This window comes from Vibrio sp. 05-20-BW147 (genome assembly GCF_013369385.1).
GTDB classification, from domain to species: Bacteria; Pseudomonadota; Gammaproteobacteria; order Enterobacterales; family Vibrionaceae; genus Vibrio; species Vibrio floridensis.
Genome location: NZ_SZTO01000003.1, coordinates 25456 through 43994, shown reverse-complemented (window position 1 = coordinate 43994; position 18539 = coordinate 25456). Strand labels below are relative to the sequence as shown.

The following is an 18539-nucleotide window of genomic DNA, read 5'->3' as shown; positions in this document are numbered from 1 at the left end:
CTCGGTTAGCCAAATTTAGTTAAATTCGAGTTCTACCTGGTCTTTACCAAGCAACATTTTTAATTCATCAAGTAATGTATCACTAGGCGTTACTCGCCATTCCGTGCCCAATGTTAACCGCGCTCTGGCGTCGGCACGCTGGTAGTATACATTGACAGGAATCGTTCCGGCTTTATGCGGTTCTAAGATCCGACTAAAGCGCTCAAAAAACTGGTCATCAATCTGTGAGGCAGCAATCGAAACAGACACCCCTCTGGCGTATTTTTCACGCGCAGAACCGAGGTCCATAACTTCGCGAGCCGTCATTTTAAGGCCACCATTGAAGTCATCAAAGCTGACCTGTCCAGAAACCACCAAGATTTTATCTTTTTCCAGTAGATCTGCATACCGTTCTAACGCATCTGAGAACAACATTACTTCCATACGACCGCTGCGATCATCCAATGTCATGATACCGATACGCGTACCACGCTTAGTGGTCATCACACGGGCGGCGATCACTAAGCCAGCCAGTGTCAGTGATTGATCACGACGCGTTGGGGTGGCGTCTTTTAATCGACAACTGGTGTACTTATTGAGTTCCGTGAGATACGCATTAACTGGGTGCCCTGTCAAATAAAGGCCCAGCGTTTCACGTTCCCCTTCAAGCCACACTTTTTCTGGCCAAGGTTCCACTTGAATGTATTTGTGTTCCACCTCTTCCGGCGCATCGGTCAATACACCAAACATATCGGCTTGGCCAAATGCTTCCGCTTGATGGTGTTGGCTCGCCGCTTTCACCGCGTCATCCAATGACGCCATTAATGCAGCACGATGCGGGCCAAGTCGGTCCAACGCACCTGCGTAAATCAGTTTCTCAATCACACGCTTGTTGACTTTCTTCAAGTCAATGCGCGCACAGAAGTCAAACAAGTCTTTGAAGTGCCCACCTTTGGTACGCGCTTCGAGAATCGCATCAATCGGGCCTTCACCAACCCCTTTGATCGCGCCAATACCGTAAACAATCGCGCCATTTTCGTCCACGTTGAAACGATATAGGCCTGAGTTAATATCCGGTGGTAATACCGTGAGTTTCATGCGGAAACATTCGTCCACCAGGCCAACCACTTTTTCGGTGTTATCCATATCGGCGGTCATTACCGCGGCCATGAACTCGGCTGGATAATGCGTTTTCAGCCAAAGGGTTTGGTATGACACTAAAGCGTAGGCAGCAGAGTGCGATTTGTTGAAACCGTAGCCCGCAAATTTCTCTACCAAGTCGAAGATTTTCATCGCCAACTCGCCATCGACGCCATTTTTCACCGCGCCTTCTTCAAAGGTAGCGCGTTGCTTGGCCATCTCTTCTGGTTTTTTCTTACCCATAGCACGGCGCAGCATATCCGCACCACCAAGGGTATAACCAGAGAGTACCTGAGCGATTTGCATTACCTGTTCTTGATACAGGATGATGCCGTAGGTTGGGTCAAGAATCTCTTTTAACGACTCATGTTGCCACTTTTCATCCGGGTAAGAGATGGCTTCTCGGCCATGTTTACGGTCGATAAAGTTATCTACCATGCCCGATTGCAACGGCCCCGGACGGAACAGCGCCACCAGTGCGATGATGTCTTCAAAACAGTCCGGCTGAAGGCGCTTGATCAGCTCTTTCATGCCGCGCGATTCAAGCTGGAAAACCGCTGTCGTTTCCGAGTTTTGCAATATACGGAACGATGCCGGATCGTCGAGCGGGATCGACTCAATGCGAACTGGCGCTTTGCCTTCACGTCCTAAGCGCGGGTTAATCAGCCCCAAAGCCCAGTCGATAATGGTTAAAGTGCGCAGTCCCAAGAAGTCAAACTTGACCAAACCGGCGGTTTCAACGTCGTTTTTATCAAACTGAGTAACGGGGAAATTACCTTCCGCATCGGCGTAAATCGGCGCAAAATCGGTGATCGTGGTTGGGGAGATCACCACCCCACCCGCGTGCTTACCGGCATTTCGTGTACAGCCTTCCAAAATGCGGCACATGTCGATGAGCTCTTTCACTTCCTCATCAGCTTCATACAGCTCAGGTAATGCCGGTTCCGCCTTAAAGGCTTTTTCCAGCGTCATACCTGGATCGGGCGGCACCAATTTTGAAATGCGATCAACAAAACCAAACGGGTGGCCAAGTACTCGGCCCACATCGCGAATAACAGCTTTGGCTGCCATGGTCCCGAAGGTGATGATCTGTGATACCGCATCTCGGCCATACATTTCGGCCACGTGATCAATCACTTGGTCACGCTTATCCATACAGAAGTCGACGTCGAAATCGGGCATGGATACACGTTCTGGGTTCAAGAAACGTTCGAACAGCAGATCATATTCCAACGGATCAAGGTCGGTGATTTTCAATGCGTATGCCACCAACGAACCCGCACCAGAACCACGGCCAGGACCAACAGGTATGGCGTTGTCTTTCGACCACTGGATGAACTCCATTACGATCAGGAAGTAACCCGGAAAGCCCATTTGGTTAATCACATCGAGTTCAATTTGTAGGCGTTCATCGTATTCTGGGCGACGTTTAGCGCGCACTTCTGGGTCTGGAAACAAGAACTCAAGACGCTCTTCCAAACCTTCTCTGGATTTCATCACCAAGAAATCGGTTTCCGGCATTCCTTCGGTCGGAAATGCTGGAAGGAAGTATTCCCAAAGACGCACAGTGACGTTGCAGCGCTTGGCGATCTCAACACTGTTTTCAAGCGCTTCAGGAATATCGGCAAACAGCTCGCACATCTCTTCTTCGGTGCGTAAATATTGCTGAGGGCTGTAATTTTTAGGACGACGTGGATCTTCTAACGTATAGCCATCATGAATCGCAACGCGAATTTCGTGAGCGTCGAACAGCTCTTGTCCAATAAAGACCACTTCGTTAGTGGCCACCACAGGGAGATCGTATTGCTCTGCCAGTTCGATGGCAAAATGAAGGTAGGTTTCTTCATCTGAACGGCCCGTTCGGATCAACTCTAGGTAGAAACGGTCGGCAAAGTGTTGCTGGTAAAACGCCACACAGCTTTCGACCAATTTTTGATTGCCTTTCAGCAGTGCCTTACCTATTTCACCGTTACGAGCACCTGAAAGGATGATTAATCCTTCTGATAACTCAATCAACCACTCTTTATCGATAACAGGTTGATGTTGAATATGACCTCGCAAGTAGGCTTTGGAAATCAGCAGGGTCAGGTTTTTGTAGCCGGTATTATCGGCAGCCAAGACCGTTAGCTGGGTAAGTTCGTCACCCAATTCGGGCGATTGCATTTTGAAATCAGCGCCAATGATTGGCTTGACTCCGTTGCCATGGGCCGCGCCATAAAATTTCACCAAGCCACATAGGTTGGTAAAGTCTGTCAATGCCATTGCTGGCATACCCAGCGCCGCCACCTGTTTGACCAGAGCCGGAACTTTATTGATGCCATCCACCATCGAAAAATCGCTGTGTATTCGCAAGTGGACAAATTTAGGGTCAGACATGACGTGATACCATTTTAAACTTCTATTTGCTGGTGATTTTACCCCAATAAAAGGGTCAAGTGACACCCTTAACTCTTGGGAAAACGTGTAGTTTGGACGACTGGTAAGCGCTTACTCTTCAATACCCAAGGCTTTTTTGACTGGCTTAAAGCTCTTACGATGCTGATCAATCACACCATGCTTTTCTATCGCTTCAAAATGCGCTTTGGTTGGGTAGCCTTTGTGCTGAGCAAAACCAAATTGTGGGTACTGCTTGTCGAGTTCTTCCATCTCTTGGTCACGTACTACTTTGGCGATGATCGAAGCCGCACTGATTTGAGCTACGCGTAAGTCACCTTTGACCACAGCTTGGCTGTCCATTGGTAAAGCTGGGCAACGGTTGCCGTCAATAAGCACCAGATCAGGCTTAACAGCCAGTCCTTCAACCGCGCGTTGCATCGCCACCATGGTTGCTTGCAAGATGTTCAACTGGTCGATTTCTTCTGGCGAACAGCGGCCAACAGCCCACGCCAGCGCTTTCTCTTGAATTTCTGGCAACAAGGCTAAGCGTTTTTTTTCGCTCAGTTTTTTTGAATCGTTCAACCCTTCTATCGGATTGTTCGGATCTAAAATCACCGCAGCGGTGACGACATCCCCCACCAGTGGACCTCGCCCCACTTCATCCACCCCCGCAATGCAGTAATAGCCCTGAGGATATTCAAAAGGAGGTAACTCTTTGGTTTCTTTTGCTGCCATCTTCTATTTCTCAATTAACTTTAACACTGCATTAGCCGCTTGTTGGTCGGCATCTTTGCGGATCCAATGATGCATCTCGGTGAACTTATCCAACATTTGGTGGTTGTCACCTTCTAACAAGCGAGATACCTCGCCAAACAAATTGTCTGGCGTGCAGTCATCTTGAAGATATTCTTTTACCAACTCAGTGTCGGCCAGAATGTTTGGCAACGAGACGTATTGGGTTTTAAGCAAGCGCTTAGCGAGGAAAGCCGTCACAGCATTGACACGATAGCCCACCACCATTGGACGCTTAAGTAACATGCATTCGAGTGCCACGGTACCTGAGGCCAGCATGACCGCATCTGAGGCAGTAATAACATTTCGCGCGGTATCATCCACCAGTTTGAAATCCAACTCTGGCGCGTATTCTTTCCACGCTTGTTCAAACTGCTCGCGGCGTTTTTGGTTGACTAGCGCGACAACAAACCCCAGTTCTGGGAATGCCTGCTGCAGTTTCTTACACGTTTCAATGAATGGCTGCGACAGCATTTTCAACTCACTACCGCGGCTGCCTGGCAGCACTGCCAGCCATTGCTTATCTTGTTCCAACCCGAGCAACTCACGAGCTGGCGCTTTGTCTGATTCCAACGGAATAGCATCGGCGAGAGTATGGCCAATAAACTCACAAGGGACATTAAATTTGTCGTAAAACGCTTTTTCGAAGGGCAGAAATGCCAATACCAAATGGGTGGCTTTCGCAATTTTGAAAATGCGTTTTTGACGCCAAGCCCAAACCGAAGGACTCACATAATGCACCGTTTTAATTCCGGCGTTTTTCAGATCTAACTCAAGGCGTAAGTTAAAGTCTGGCGCGTCAATACCGACAAATACATCAGGGGGATTTTCGGTAAAGTAACGCACCAGTTCCGCTTTCACTTTCAGTAAGCGAGGTAAGCGCCCCAAGACTTCCACCAGCCCCATCACCGCCAACTCTTCCATATCAAACAGCGACTGGCAGCCTTGAGCGATCATCTTTGGCCCACCGATACCGACAAATTCTGCATCAGGATGAACGGCTTTGATTGCTTTAATAAAGCCTTCACCTAGCGTATCACCAGAGAGCTCTCCAGCGACAATTCCAATACGCAATGGCTTGTTGCTCATGGTTTACAGACCTTTTTTGTTCCACGCTAAAAACACAAAAAGACCGCCATCAGAGACGGCGATCTTTTGTACAGTATGTCAAATCCGAGCGACTAGCGAATAATGCCACGCTGTGATTTTTCCAAAAACTCCAAAAACAGCTTAACCGCAGGAAACGCTTCCGTCTCTTTCGCGATTTCTTCTTTTGCCGCTTCTAGGGTTAAACCACTGCGGTAAAGCGTTTTGTATGCACGGCGAATAGCAAGAATTTCTTTCTTCTCGAAGCCGCGGCGCTTCAAACCTTCCACATTGATGCCAAACGGTGCGCAGTGATTGCCTTGTGCCATCACATATGGCGGCACATCTTGAACGACAATAGAACCACCACCCAGCATACAGTGATCACCGATATGACAGAACTGATGGATCGCGGACATACCACCAACAATCGCTTGGTTACCGACTTTGACGTGCCCAGCTAAGGTAGCGTTGTTGGCAAAAATACAGCGGTCGCCAATCACACAATCATGGGCAACGTGCGCATTGATCATGAATAGGTTATCACTACCAACGATGGTAATGCCTTTGTCTTGAACCGTACCACGGTGCATGGTGACACTTTCACGAATGGTATTGCGATCACCAATCACGAGCTGCGTATCTTCACCCGCAAATTTGAGGTCCTGACACGCTTCACCAATTGATGCAAACTGAAAAATGCGATTCTCTTTACCAATTTTAGTCGGTCCCTTGACGACGACATGAGAAAGCAGCTCCGTGCCTTCACCAATTTCTACTTTGCTATCCACATAGCAAAAAGGACCTATTTTTACATTGGCACCAATCACAGCGCCTTCTTCTACCACCGCGGTTGGGTGAATTTGCGCAGTTGCATCAATCATATTAAAACTCTCTACGAGCACATTTTAGTTCAGCAGAACAAACTACATCGCCATCCACTTTCGCCACACCAGTGAAAGCAGCAATACCACGACGCTCTTTAATAAACTCAACTTCGATGACCAGTTGGTCACCTGGCACTACGGGTTTACGGAACTTAGCACCATCCACACTAGCGAAGTAGTACAGCTCGTTCTCAGACGGTGCACCGAATGATTTAAACGCCAGTAATCCCGTAGCTTGAGCCATCGCTTCAAGAATCAGTACGCCCGGAAAAACCGGAAGTTGTGGGAAATGACCTGTAAACTGAGGTTCGTTAACCGACACATTTTTAATCGCATGAAGATATTTTTCTTCTTGGAAATCTACAACACGGTCGATCATCAAGAATGGGTAGCGATGAGGTAATAACTCTTGAATTTCAGAGATGTTCATCGTTTTCTTTTCAGTAGTCAAAGTCTTATTCCTATATTAATTCTTGGAAATATAGCGCGTCATTATAGAAGAAAAAGACTCGCTTTTGGCGAGCCTTTTGCAAGAAATTGGAATTAATCTTCCTTTTTCTGCTCGACGATTTTCTCAACCGCCTTCAAACGCTTATTCATTTCTTCAATGCGATGGACTCGAGCGGCGGTTTTACGCCACTCTTTGTTGGTTTGCAACGGAATGCCCGAAGAATAGACACCTTTTTCTTCGATACTACGCATCACCATGCCCATGCCAGTGATATTGACACCATCAGCAATGGTAATATGACCGTTGATCACCGATGCACCACCAATCGCACAATACTTACCAATTTTGGTACTGCCGGCAACTACTGTACCACCAGGCATCACGGTACCATATCCGATGTGCACGTTGTGCGCGATTTGCAGTTGGTTATCCAACACCACATTGTCTTCGATGATCGTATCATCAAGCGCACCACGGTCGATGGTGGTACATGCGCCAATTTCCACACGGTTACCGATACGCACGGAACCCAACTGCGGAATCTTAATCCACTCGCCACGGTCGTTCGCATAACCAAAACCATCCGAACCGATCACGGTGCCAGATTGAACTAGGCAGTCGGTACCAATTTGAACTTGATGATAGATAGTGACATTAGCCCACAACTTGGTGTTTTGACCTATTGTGGCATTTTTACCGATAAAGCAACCCGCACCGATGACAACATTATCACCAAGCGTCACCCCTGTTTCGATCACTGCATTTGCACCAATCGAAACGTTCTGTCCCAATATCGCATCAGAGGCGATCACTGCGGATGGCGCAATGCCATCAGCGGGTTTTGGGGTGGTATCCAGAGCTTGTGCTACTTTTGCAAAAGCAACATAAGGATCGCCGACCACGAGAACATGACCAGAGCAATGCTTACGTTGATCCGCCTTCAGCATCACAACCGTCGCCTTGCACTCGGCTAGATGTACTGCGTATTTTGGATTGGAAAGAAACGTGACGTCTCCTTCACCCGCTTTATCCATTGGAGCCACACGCGAAACGCAAACCGTTTCATCTCCGTGCAACTCTCCCCCGGTAATTTTTGCTAATTCAGCTAATGTCAGTGTCATCATAAGAATAATTATTTAATGGATTTAATCACTTTCTCAGAAATATTGTACTCAGGCTTGCCATATTGCAGTGCAGTGATGTCGATGACCATGTCGTAGCCTTCTTTTTCCGCAACCACTTTGACTGCGTCCTGAATCACCTTAAACAGTTTTTGCTTCTCTTCCGCTTCGCGGCGCGCGCTCGCTTGCTCTAGTGCTTGGGCTTTGATCTTGTATTTGCTGTCTAGCTGACCAATCTCAATACGTAGTTTCTCAACTTCTTCTTGCCCTAAAAGCTCGCCATCGCGCTTTAGCTTTTCAATTTTAGTCTTTGCTTCCGCTTGAATCGCTTGCAGTTCAGCGGCCTTGTCTTTGAACTCTTCCTGCATTTTCTGCAACACTACTTCACGCTGGGGTAGTGCTTGGAAAACTTGCGCGGTGTTGATGTAAGCAACTTTCTGAGCAGCTTCAGCTGCCGTTGCAAACATAGAAGAACTTAGTACTAGAAGGCCAACACCAGCCGCTTTGATCATTTTGTTCAAAATCATTTCCTCTGTTTTTAGAAGGTTCTGCCGATTGTGAAAGTGAAGAATTCTTCGTCGTCACCTTCGTAAATATTAATAGGTTTCGCTAGCGAGAAGACCAAAGGTCCCATCGGCGACATCCATTGCAACGCTACACCGTAAGATGAACGGTAATTGGTGGGGTCGGAGTAGTCATGATAGTACTGATTGCCATAATCGGCACCAGAACTGCGGTAGTCAAACTCCGTATCCCAAACACTCGCCATGTCGTAGAAAACACTGGTACGAATTTGACTGCGCGCTTCCTCAGAAGCAAACGGTGTTGGGACAATCAGCTCAATACTGGCTAATGCCACCGCATTACCACCGACAGAATCGTCAGTCGCAGTATCCGAACCGTTGTTTGAACCACTGTACTCACGATACACCGCTTTCGGACCCGCAGAGTTGGAACCGAAACCACGTAAGGTGGTAAAGCCGCCGGCGTAGTAGTTTTCGTAGAATGGGAACAAGTTATCATTGCCATCCGTTTGACCATAACCATTACCGTAACCCAAGCGACCACGGAATAACAAAGTGAACTCATGTTTCTTCGTTAACGGAACATACTGTCTCACATCGTACTGCATTTTGAAGTACTGAACGTCAGAGCCAGGTACGGTCATCTTGTAAAATGCGCGCTGATGGTTACCTGCAGTTGGGAAGTAACCACGGTTCAGGTTGTTACGTGTCCACGACAGTGTGACATCAAAGTCATTGGTATTTAAAGCCCCATCGGAGTCAATATTCGACGCTTGTGCTTGTAGGAACTGTTCTACTTGCAAGTAAGGTGACAAGTTACCAATCTTGTTGTGAGTATAACCCACACCAATTTCAAAACGATTCAACTCATCAAAGGGGAAACCCCACGTCAAGTTGGCTCCATAGCTTTCGTTGGTATAGTCAACAATACCCGCTTCAGATGCTTCAAACTCGTTATAGAAGATCTTACCACCTAGACTCACGCCATCGAGGTTCCAGTATGGGTCTCGATAATCTAAGCTCACGTTCTTTTGGTAGTCGTTCATCATCGCGCTGATACCAACGCGGTTACCACTGCCAATGAAGTTATCTTGCTGTAAACCGATTTGGAAACTCACGCCTGATTCAGTACCGTAACCAACACCAAAGTTTACGCTGCCTGAGTTCGCCTCTTTGACGTTGTAAACCAAGTCCACTTGATCGTCGCTACCTGGTACACGAACCGTTTGAACATCCACCGTTTCAAAGAAACCAAGACGATTCAAACGCGTTTTACCTGTATCAATCGCTTTTGAGTTCAGCCAGCTGCCTTCCATTTGGCGCATTTCGCGGCGAAGAACCTCATCGCGCGTTGAGTTGTTGCCGGTAAAACGGATGTCACGAACATAGATTCGATTTCCAGCCTCGACATGCACAAGCAGCGATACTTGTTTGTTCTCATCGTCGAACTCTGGAATCGTACCTACTTTCGGATAGGCATAACCCGCTTCTCCAAGCACACGTTTGATGTTTTCTTCAAGCGTGGTGACGGCAGAACCGTTATACGTTTCACCCGTTTCGAAAGGCACGAGAGCCTTAAACTCTTCCTCTTTACCAATCAGTTCACCACGGAAGTTAACATCCTTGACGCTATAAGGTTCGCCCTCATCCAGCACAAGAGTGATGTAGACGCCTTTTTTATCGGGTGAAATAGCAACTTGGGTTGATTCAACATTGAACTTCAAATAGCCGCGGTCAAGGTAGAAAGAGCGTAACGCTTCGATATCACCAGACAACACTTGTTTCTGGTATTTCTCATCAGCAAGAAAGTTCCACCACGGCACATCCACGTTCAAGTTGAAACGCGACAACAGCTCTTCATCGGAATACACGGTATTGCCGATAAAGTTAATTTGTTGGATCTTAGCGGACACACCTTCGGTGAAAACGAACTTTAAATCAGCGCGATTACGAGGAAGTGGTGTCACAACCGCTTTTACTGTCGCATTGTATTTACCAACACTGTAATAAAAGTCTTCTAGACCTTTCTCAATATTGCTGATCGTGGTGCGATCGAGTGATTCACCTTCACGAATACCCGATGCCTCGAGGTTCTGCTGAAGTTGCTCCTCTTTGATCGCTTTGTTGCCAGAAAACGAAATGCTCGCAATCGTTGGACGCTCTTTCACTTGCACGATGAGCACATCACCATCACGAAGCACTTTAACGTCTTCAAAGTTCCCTGAAGCGTACAGTGCTTTAATAATGGCAGAAACATCTTTTTGCTCGACCGTATCGCCCACGCGCACAGGCATTTTCAGCAATGCAGCACCGAGTGCTACACGCTGCAAACCTTCAATTTTAATGTCTTGTACAACAAAGTCTTGGGCTCCGTTTGCGGACACGCTGGTTGCCAATAATGTTGCGAACAGAATCTGCTTGATCGCCATAATTGTTTTAATTATTCCTTGCTACTGCTCTATCGTCTCTGAACCATCACAGACGTGTAAAATCATTAAATAATGCCAGCGCCATCAGTGAGAAAATAACGGCACCGCCAATGCGGTATCCCATTTCCTGAATCTTCTCTGGCACAGGGCGTCGAATGACTGCCTCAATGGCAAAAAACAACAAGTGCCCACCATCTAACATAGGCAAAGGCACTAAGTTAATAATTCCTAGGTTAATGCTGATTAAAGCCAAAAAACCAAGGAAATAGACTAAACCATAATCTGCGGTAGCGCCTGCCCCTTTAGCAATTGAGATAGGTCCGCTAAGGTTATTCAAACCCACATCACCCGTTACCAGTTTTTTCAACATGCTAACAGTGAGGTCTATGACCTGCCCCGTTTTCTCTACCGCTTTACCTACTGATTCGAATACACCAAATTGGAGATCGAAGCGATAACTTTCAGGCCATTCTGCGACTTCAGGAGCAATACCTGCAAATCCGATCACACTCCCATCTGAAAGGGTTCTGCTGTCTGGCGTAAGAGTTAGTTCAATCCTTTCTCCCGCACGCTCTACCGTGATAGACAACGGTGTATCTGGGTTGGAACGAATCCACTCGACGACATTTTCCCAATGCTCAATCGCCTGAGCATTAATTGAGAGTAATTTATCGCCAACTTCAAGGCCTGAACGTTCGCCTGCTCCACCTTGTGAGACATTGACCAAACGAGTATAAATCTCAGGTGAATAGGGTCTGAAACCTAGCGACAGCATGGCTGACTCGTTTTCCGGATCAAACTTCCAATCACGAATATCTAGTGCAACGGTACGCTCAAAACCAATTTCATCGGCTGGTGCCACGGTAACTGTCATCTGATCATCACCTATATGAGAGATGAGTTGCATGTTGACAGATTCCCAGTTCGAAGTTTTGATACCTGAAATGGCTTTTAGTTCCATTCCCGTTTCAATTCCCGCCTTTGCAACAATCGAGTGCGGTGTCACTTGCCCTATAACAGGCTTAACGGCAGGCACACCGATAATAAAGACCCACCAGTAGGCAAAAATCGCAAACAAGAAGTTAAATATCGGCCCAGCAGCTACGATGGAAGTGCGTTTCCATAACGGTTTGCTATCAAAAGCATATTGACGGTCATCGTCATTGAGTTCATCAACGCGTCCATCCAGCATTTTGACGTAGCCCCCTAAAGGAATCACGGAAATACTGTACTCGGTGCCGTCTTGGCCAACCTTACTCCAAATGGATTTACCGAAGCCAATTGAAAATTTCTCTACTCTCACGCCACAGCGACGCGCGACCCAAAAATGACCAAACTCGTGCACGGCCACCAAAATGCCCAGTGCAACGATGAAAGAAACTAGATTCCATAAAATATCTGTCATTGTGTACGCTCTCTAATGACTTGATTGGCCAACTTTCTTGCCATTCTATCGAGCTCTAGAAGGCTTTCCAAGCTATCCAGGCCTGCTGTAAACGTCTGCTTACTGACTTGGTTTAAAACTGAGCAGTTCACTCGCGCGATATCGGTGAATTTCATTTGACGTTCAAGAAATGCCGCCACCGCAACTTCGTTGGCCGCATTCAATGCAGTGGTGGCATGTTGCCCCATGTAACACGCTTCTATAGCTAACTCTAAACATGGGTAACGCGCAAAGTCTGGTTGCAAAAATGTCAACTCACCGACCTGTGTAAAATCAAGTGGTTTAACACCTGCACGCACTCGCTCTGGATAAGACATCGTTAATGCAATGGGTGTGGCCATATCTGGTTCGCCCAATTGTGCCAGTACAGAGCCATCGATATATTGCACCATTGAGTGGATCACCGACTGTGGATGAACAATAACTTTGAGCTGCTCTCTCTGCGCGTTAAACAACCACTTCGCTTCGATGTATTCCAGCCCTTTGTTCATCATCGTCGCCGAATCGACGGAAATTTTCGGTCCCATCGACCAGTTTGGATGAGCAACCGCCTGTTCTGGTGTAACAAGCTCTAACTGTTCCACTTCAGTGTAGCGAAATGGACCACCCGATCCTGTCAATAAGATATGATTGATACCATGTTCAGACAGATCACAGCGGCCGAGCTGCATTTGAACCGCTTCCGGCAAACACTGAAATATCGCATTGTGTTCGCTGTCGACAGGCAGTAGTTGCGCACCTGATTTGGCCACTTCATCAATAAACAATTGCCCTGACATCACCAACGCTTCCTTGTTGGCGAGCAGAATGCGCTTACCCGCTTTCACCGCAGCCATGGTTGGAACCAAGCCAGCAGCACCAACAATTGCTGCCATTACGCTGTCGACGTTTGATAACGTCGCCACATAACTGAGCCCATCTTCTCCACCAAGTACTTTGGTGTGTATCGCCGAACTGGCTAATACTCGTTCAAGACGTAAAGCAGCGTCCTTATTCGCCATCACTGCGTATTCAGGTTGCCATTTTTCACAAAGCTGCTGCATTTTTTCCACGTTAGAATCTGCGGCTAAGGCAACCACAGAAAACTTATCAGGGTTTTGTTCAACTACTTTTAGCGTGCTGGCACCAATTGAGCCTGTTGCACCAAGAATCGTGAGCTTTTGCATAACTGATGACCGAATAAAGAAACAAGGGGAAATGGTGACACTTCCCCTTGTTATTGTCAGAACAAGAAATAAAGAAGAGCAAAAATTGGGAATGCAGCGGTAAGGCTATCAATGCGATCGAGAATACCACCGTGTCCCGGAATAATGTTGCTGCTGTCCTTAATTCCAGACTCTCGCTTAAACATACTTTCCACTAAGTCGCCTAACACTGATATTACAACCGTAGCAAGTGTAATCAAAACCATATGCAGAGGGCTGGAAAACGGTATATCAAACCAACCAGAAAACGCCCAACCTACGATGACCGCGGTGATGACTCCGCCAATTAAGCCTTCGATGGTTTTATTTGGACTCACTTTGGGTGCCATTTTACGTTTGCCTAAGCTCTTGCCAGCAAAGTATGCTCCACTGTCTGCCGCCCAAACCAAGAGGCACACAAACATCACCAGTTTTGCACCAAAATAAGGGGCATTTTCCACGTCAACCGCACGCAATAAAATCACGCTCCACATAAAAGGGATAAGGGTAAGCAAGCCAAAAAGGTGACGAAGAGGTTTGTGGCCTTGCCAACTCTGTGTTGATTTGGGGTAAGTAATAGCCAAAGCACTGGCATAGAGCCACCAGGCTGTACCCGCAGCTAGCATCAAATAGTGCGGCAAGCCAATTTGATTCTGGCTGGCTGAATCGCCATCAATCCAGAATAGGCTGCCGATAGTGACGACAACCGCTGGCACCATGGCTTTAATACGTGACTGTGTGTCAACAAACTGAGTCCACTCCCAAAAACCTAATAAGGTCACCGCGACCAATGCGGTAATGAATAGGGAAAGTGGTAACTCAAAAATTCCAAGCACTACCAGAGGCGCAAGAATTAGTGCAGTAATTATTCTTTGTTTCAAACTATTGGTTCCTTATTGAGCACTCATCAGGGCTTTTATTTGCTCACCCGTGCAACCAAAACGTCGCTCTCGATTCACAAACCAAGTGATCGCCTCAATCAGGCTATCTTCACCAAAATCAGGCCAAAATACGGGCGTAAAGTACATTTCAGCGTAGGCCATCTGCCATAACATGAAGTTACTAATACGGCATTCGCCACTGGTGCGAATCAGCAAGTCCACTTCTGGCAGATCGGACATGGTCAGATGTTTAGCAATCTCATCTTCTGTAATGGCATCAGCCAACAGTGCCCCTGCTTCAACTTGCTTAGCTACTTTTTGTACCGCCTGGGTGATGTCCCACTTACCACCATAGTTGGCAGCAACATTAATCACCATTCCAGTATTACTCGCCGTTAACTCTTGGGCTTCTGATATTTTCTTCTGAAGGCGCTCACTAAAGCGTGTGGTGTCGCCGATGATTCGCAAACGCAGATTGTTCTTATGTAGCTTCTTTACTTCGCTAGAAAGCACGGTAATGAAAAGTTCCATCAACAATCCGACCTCTTCTTCAGGACGGCGCCAGTTTTCACTACTAAAAGCAAATAAAGTGATTGCTTGAATATTGAGTTTGGAAGCCGCAACGATGGTTTTACGAACCGCATTGACGCCTTTCTTATGCCCAAAAACGCGAGGTTTACCTTTGGATTTTGCCCATCGACCATTGCCGTCCATAATAATGGCAATGTGCTTGGGAAGAGATTCTGAGAAGAGTTGAGAATTTTGCATAAAGAGTTAACTGAGTTCCATCAGTTGGGTAGAGTAACACAAAAAAGCGCTGTGCTGCGAACACAGCGCTTTCCAACAGTGATATCAATAGAAATATTAAACTTCCATTAACTCTTTTTCTTTCGCAGCAAGAACATCATCGATCTTCTTCACTGCAGCATCTGTTAATTTTTGAATTTCGTCTTGCGCTTTACGATCTTCATCTTCAGAAATTTCTTTGTCTTTCAGTAGAGCTTTAAGATCGCTGTTTGCGTCACGACGGATGTTACGTACGGCTACTCGAGCACCTTCAGCTTCACCACGAACGATTTTAACAAGATCCTTACGGCGCTCTTCCGTTAATGGTGGAAGTGGAACACGAATGACTGTACCAGCTGACATTGGGTTTAGACCAAGATCAGACATCATGATTGCTTTTTCAACTTTCTGAGTCAGCTCTTTATCAAATACAGTGATAGCCAGTGTACGCGCATCTTCCGCTATTACGTTCGCTACTTGGGTTAATGGCGTTGCTGCACCGTAGTAATCTACAGAGATGCCAGACAGCAGGCTTGGGTGCGCACGACCAGTACGAACTTTAGACAGGCCGTTTTTAAGCGCTTCAACACTCTTTTCCATGCGCTCTTGCGCGTCTTTTTTAATATCGTTAATCACGGTTTCACCTTAAAAATGTCGTCTTTCTACTAGAAAGCTTGTTCGGGGTTCGCTTACGCCATTGTGTTGCCAGCAATGGCGTAGTATCAGCTTAAGCGGTAATTAGCGTGCCTTCTGCTTCACCCATTACCACACGGCGCAAAGCCCCCGGCTTGTTCATATTAAATACGCGGATTGGCATTTTGTGGTCACGAGCCAAAGTAAATGCTGCCAAATCCATCACTTTCAGTTCTTTTTCAAGAACATCGGCGTAAGAAAGCTTATCATACAGCTCTGCGTCTGGGTTGGCTACCGGGTCAGCCGTAAATACACCATCCACTTTGGTCGCTTTTAGCACTACATCCGCTTCAATTTCAATACCGCGTAAACAAGCTGCAGAATCGGTGGTGAAGAATGGGTTGCCAGTACCTGCGGCGAAAATAACCACACGACCTTGACGAAGTTCGCGGATAGCATCGGCCCAGTTGTAGTCATCACACACACCATTTAGAGGTATAGCAGACATCACGCGCGCGTTTACGTAAGCACGGTGCAATGCATCACGCATCGCTAGGCCATTCATTACTGTTGCTAGCATACCCATGTGGTCACCCACTACACGGTTCATTCCGGCTTGCGCCAAACCTGCACCACGGAACAAGTTACCGCCGCCGATAACCACACCCACTTGCACACCCAGCTCTACCAGTTCTTTTACTTCCTGAGCCATACGGTCAAGTACAGTAGGATCAATGCCAAAGCCTTCTGAGCCTTGCAGAGCTTCGCCACTCAGTTTTAACAGAATACGCTGATACGCAGGTTTAGGGTTAGTCGTCATGGAGTATACCTTACAAAAGAGAGTTGTTGATTAACAGTCATGGATTGAGACTTGTGCTTTGCAACCAATCTCAACTCATGACGGCTAAAAATAAATTTACCGCTTATTCGTAAAAAGACCGTAGCCTTGGCTACGGTCTAATCTTTGCACAATCTCTAGGGATTAACCTTTTTGAGCCAGTGCAACTTCTTCTGCGAAGCTTAGGCCTTCAGCTTTCTCGATACCTTCACCAACTTCTAGGCGAACGAAAGTAACAACAGAAGCGCCACGCTCTTTAAGGATTTCACCAACAGATTTCTTAGGTTCCATAACGAATGGCTGACCAGTCAGAGAAACTTCGCCAGTGAATTTCTTCATGCGGCCTTCAACCATTTTCTCTGCGATTTCTTTTGGCTTACCTTCGTTCATAGCGATTTCTACTTGAACTTCACGCTCTTTCGCTACAACGTCAGCTGGTACGTCTTCTGGGTTCACGTAATCTGGGCGAGAAGCCGCTACGTGCATCGCAACGTGTTTTAGAGTTTCAGCTTCACCGTCACCAGCAACAACAACACCAATCTTCTCACCGTGACGGTAAGACGCTAGAACAGCACCTTCAACGTACTGAACGCGACGAATGTTGATGTTTTCACCGATCTTAGCAACTAGAGCAACACGCTCTTCTTCGAATTTCGCTTGTAGCTCTTCGATAGATGCTTTAGATGCAAGAGCATCAGCTGCAACTTTGCCAGCGAATGCAGTGAAGTTACCGTCTTTAGCAACGAAGTCAGTTTGACAGTTTACTTCAAGAAGAACTGCAACACCGTTTTCTTCTTTGATGAAGATACCGCCTTCAGCTGCAACGTTACCAGCTTTCTTAGCTGCTTTCGCTGCGCCAGACTTACGCATGTTTTCAATTGCCAGTTCGATGTCGCCGTTAGTTTCAACAAGCGCCTTCTTACATTCCATCATACCTGCGCCAGTACGTTCGCGCAGTTCTTTTACTAGAGCAGCAGTAACAGCCATTCTCTATTCCTCAGTTAATTCTGGATACGGTAAAAATCAGGGGCCAGTATTTCGGCCCCTGATGCTAACTATAACTTAGTTTATGCGACAACTAGGTTGCACATCGACTAAGTGTGACACAGAGCCGCGATTATTCAGCTTCTACGAAACCGTCTTTCTCAGCTACAGCTGCAACGTCTTTGTTACGGCCTTCAGCAAGAGATGCTGCCACAGCGTTCAGGTATAGTTGAACTGCACGGATAGCGTCATCGTTACCTGGGATGATGTAATCAACGCCGTCTGGGTTAGAGTTTGTATCAACTACTGCGAATACTGGAATGCCCAGGTTGTTCGCTTCTTTGATAGCAATGTGCTCGTGATCAGCATCGATTACGAATAGAGCGTCTGGAAGACCACCCATATCTTTGATACCACCAAGAGACTTCTCTAGCTTCTCCATTTCGCGAGTGCGCATTAGAGCTTCTTTCTTAGTAAGCTTGTCGAAAGTACCGTCAGTAGACTGAACTTCAAGCTCTTTTAGACGTTTGATTGACTGACGAACAGTTTTGTAGTTAGTCAGCATACCACCCAACCAACGGTTGTTTACGTAGTACTGGTTGCTTGCGATTGCAGCTTCTTTAACAGCTTCAGATGCAGCGCGCTTAGTACCTACGAAAAGAACTTTACCTTTCTTCTCGCCAACTTTAACTAGCTCAGCAAGAGCTTCGTTGAACATTGGTACAGTTTTTTCTAGGTTGATGATGTGAACGCGGTTACGAGCGCCAAAAATGAATGGCTTCATTTTTGGGTTCCAGTAACGAGTTTGGTGACCGAAGTGTACACCCGCTTTCAGCATATCGCGCATTGATACAGTTGCCATTTTAAAATCCTCTATGGGGTTAGGCCTCCACATCCCCCATGTATCCGACCCTAGCCTAATCGCTGGGCACCCCGGAACATGTGTCGGAATGTGTGTGATTTAAAGAAAAAGTATGTTTGGAAGAAGCTTGCTTCGCCATTAA

16 protein-coding genes are annotated in these 18539 nt (G+C 46.8%); all 16 read right to left on the bottom strand.

Annotation, left to right across the window (positions count from 1 at the left end):
- Positions 1-15 precede the first annotated feature (15 nt).
- The 16 genes from dnaE to rpsB all read right to left on the bottom strand — a co-directional run bounded on the left by dnaE (position 16) and on the right by rpsB (position 18397).
- The gene (gene dnaE / locus FC652_RS02985) at positions 16-3495 is read right to left on the bottom strand and encodes a DNA polymerase III subunit alpha (RefSeq protein ID WP_176297424.1); all 3480 of its coding nucleotides are present in this window, start codon (positions 3493-3495) and stop codon (positions 16-18) included.
- Between the two features lie 111 nt (positions 3496-3606).
- Positions 3607-4230, bottom strand: coding sequence for a ribonuclease HII (gene rnhB, locus FC652_RS02980; protein ID WP_158105026.1), 624 nt, complete (start codon positions 4228-4230; stop codon positions 3607-3609).
- Between the two features lie 3 nt (positions 4231-4233).
- Positions 4234-5376, bottom strand: coding sequence for a lipid-A-disaccharide synthase (lpxB, locus tag FC652_RS02975; RefSeq protein ID WP_017790041.1), 1143 nt, complete (start codon positions 5374-5376; stop codon positions 4234-4236).
- A 92-nt stretch (positions 5377-5468) separates the two neighbouring features.
- Positions 5469-6257, bottom strand: coding sequence for an acyl-ACP--UDP-N-acetylglucosamine O-acyltransferase (lpxA, locus tag FC652_RS02970; RefSeq protein WP_176297423.1), 789 nt, complete (start codon positions 6255-6257; stop codon positions 5469-5471).
- Position 6258: 1 nt separating this feature from the next.
- On the bottom strand, positions 6259-6711 hold the full coding sequence (fabZ, locus tag FC652_RS02965) for a 3-hydroxyacyl-ACP dehydratase FabZ (protein WP_176297422.1): 453 nt from the start codon (positions 6709-6711) through the stop codon (positions 6259-6261).
- A 92-nt stretch (positions 6712-6803) separates the two neighbouring features.
- Positions 6804-7835 (bottom strand): UDP-3-O-(3-hydroxymyristoyl)glucosamine N-acyltransferase, encoded by a 1032-nt coding sequence (lpxD, locus tag FC652_RS02960; protein WP_176297421.1) that lies wholly within the window; start codon positions 7833-7835, stop codon positions 6804-6806.
- A gap of 8 nt (positions 7836-7843) precedes the next feature.
- On the bottom strand, positions 7844-8344 hold the full coding sequence (locus FC652_RS02955) for an OmpH family outer membrane protein (RefSeq protein ID WP_011079771.1): 501 nt from the start codon (positions 8342-8344) through the stop codon (positions 7844-7846).
- A gap of 26 nt (positions 8345-8370) precedes the next feature.
- On the bottom strand, positions 8371-10785 hold the full coding sequence (gene bamA / locus FC652_RS02950; protein WP_176297420.1) for an outer membrane protein assembly factor BamA: 2415 nt from the start codon (positions 10783-10785) through the stop codon (positions 8371-8373).
- A gap of 46 nt (positions 10786-10831) precedes the next feature.
- Positions 10832-12190 carry a sigma E protease regulator RseP gene (rseP, locus tag FC652_RS02945; protein ID WP_176297419.1) on the bottom strand — a complete coding sequence of 453 codons (1359 nt, stop codon included), beginning with the start codon at positions 12188-12190 and terminating at the stop codon, positions 10832-10834.
- On the bottom strand, positions 12187-13395 hold the full coding sequence (gene ispC, locus FC652_RS02940; protein ID WP_176297418.1) for a 1-deoxy-D-xylulose-5-phosphate reductoisomerase: 1209 nt from the start codon (positions 13393-13395) through the stop codon (positions 12187-12189). Before ispC ends, rseP begins: the two co-directional genes overlap by 4 nt.
- Positions 13396-13451: 56 nt before the next feature.
- Positions 13452-14294: a phosphatidate cytidylyltransferase gene (locus FC652_RS02935; protein ID WP_176297417.1), complete on the bottom strand. Its 843-nt coding sequence runs from the start codon at positions 14292-14294 to the stop codon at positions 13452-13454.
- Between the two features lie 12 nt (positions 14295-14306).
- A complete protein-coding gene (locus FC652_RS02930; protein WP_176297416.1) occupies positions 14307-15062 on the bottom strand; it encodes an isoprenyl transferase in 756 nt (251 codons plus the stop codon).
- A gap of 96 nt (positions 15063-15158) precedes the next feature.
- A complete protein-coding gene (gene frr / locus FC652_RS02925) occupies positions 15159-15716 on the bottom strand; it encodes a ribosome recycling factor (RefSeq protein ID WP_176297415.1) in 558 nt (185 codons plus the stop codon).
- A gap of 91 nt (positions 15717-15807) precedes the next feature.
- Positions 15808-16533 carry a UMP kinase gene (pyrH, locus tag FC652_RS02920; RefSeq protein ID WP_176297414.1) on the bottom strand — a complete coding sequence of 242 codons (726 nt, stop codon included), beginning with the start codon at positions 16531-16533 and terminating at the stop codon, positions 15808-15810.
- 162 nt (positions 16534-16695) lie between these two features.
- Positions 16696-17538 carry a translation elongation factor Ts gene (gene tsf, locus FC652_RS02915; RefSeq protein WP_176297413.1) on the bottom strand — a complete coding sequence of 281 codons (843 nt, stop codon included), beginning with the start codon at positions 17536-17538 and terminating at the stop codon, positions 16696-16698.
- A 130-nt stretch (positions 17539-17668) separates the two neighbouring features.
- Entirely contained in the window at positions 17669-18397 is a 729-nt protein-coding gene (gene rpsB, locus FC652_RS02910; protein WP_176297412.1) for a 30S ribosomal protein S2, read from the bottom strand.
- Between the last annotated feature and the right edge of the window lie 142 nt (positions 18398-18539).

Excerpts from the sequence above, each read along its gene's own strand:
- FC652_RS02955 (WP_011079771.1), bottom strand. The coding sequence starts at position 8,344 with ATGATCAAAGCGGCTGGTGTTGGCCTTCTAGTACTAAGTTCTTCTATG.
- rpsB (WP_176297412.1), bottom strand. The coding sequence starts at position 18,397 with ATGGCAACTGTATCAATGCGCGATATGCTGAAAGCGGGTGTACACTTC.
- rnhB (WP_158105026.1), bottom strand. The coding sequence starts at position 4,230 with ATGGCAGCAAAAGAAACCAAAGAGTTACCTCCTTTTGAATATCCTCAG.
- ispC (WP_176297418.1), bottom strand. The coding sequence starts at position 13,395 with ATGCAAAAGCTCACGATTCTTGGTGCAACAGGCTCAATTGGTGCCAGC.
- rseP (WP_176297419.1), bottom strand. The coding sequence starts at position 12,190 with ATGACAGATATTTTATGGAATCTAGTTTCTTTCATCGTTGCACTGGGC.
- lpxD (WP_176297421.1), bottom strand. The coding sequence starts at position 7,835 with ATGATGACACTGACATTAGCTGAATTAGCAAAAATTACCGGGGGAGAG.
- pyrH (WP_176297414.1), bottom strand. The coding sequence starts at position 16,533 with ATGACGACTAACCCTAAACCTGCGTATCAGCGTATTCTGTTAAAACTG.
- tsf (WP_176297413.1), bottom strand. The coding sequence starts at position 17,538 with ATGGCTGTTACTGCTGCTCTAGTAAAAGAACTGCGCGAACGTACTGGC.
- dnaE (WP_176297424.1), bottom strand. The coding sequence starts at position 3,495 with ATGTCTGACCCTAAATTTGTCCACTTGCGAATACACAGCGATTTTTCG.
- lpxA (WP_176297423.1), bottom strand. The coding sequence starts at position 6,257 with ATGATTGATGCAACTGCGCAAATTCACCCAACCGCGGTGGTAGAAGAA.
- FC652_RS02930 (WP_176297416.1), bottom strand. The coding sequence starts at position 15,062 with ATGCAAAATTCTCAACTCTTCTCAGAATCTCTTCCCAAGCACATTGCC.
- bamA (WP_176297420.1), bottom strand. The coding sequence starts at position 10,785 with ATGGCGATCAAGCAGATTCTGTTCGCAACATTATTGGCAACCAGCGTG.
- lpxB (WP_017790041.1), bottom strand. The coding sequence starts at position 5,376 with ATGAGCAACAAGCCATTGCGTATTGGAATTGTCGCTGGAGAGCTCTCT.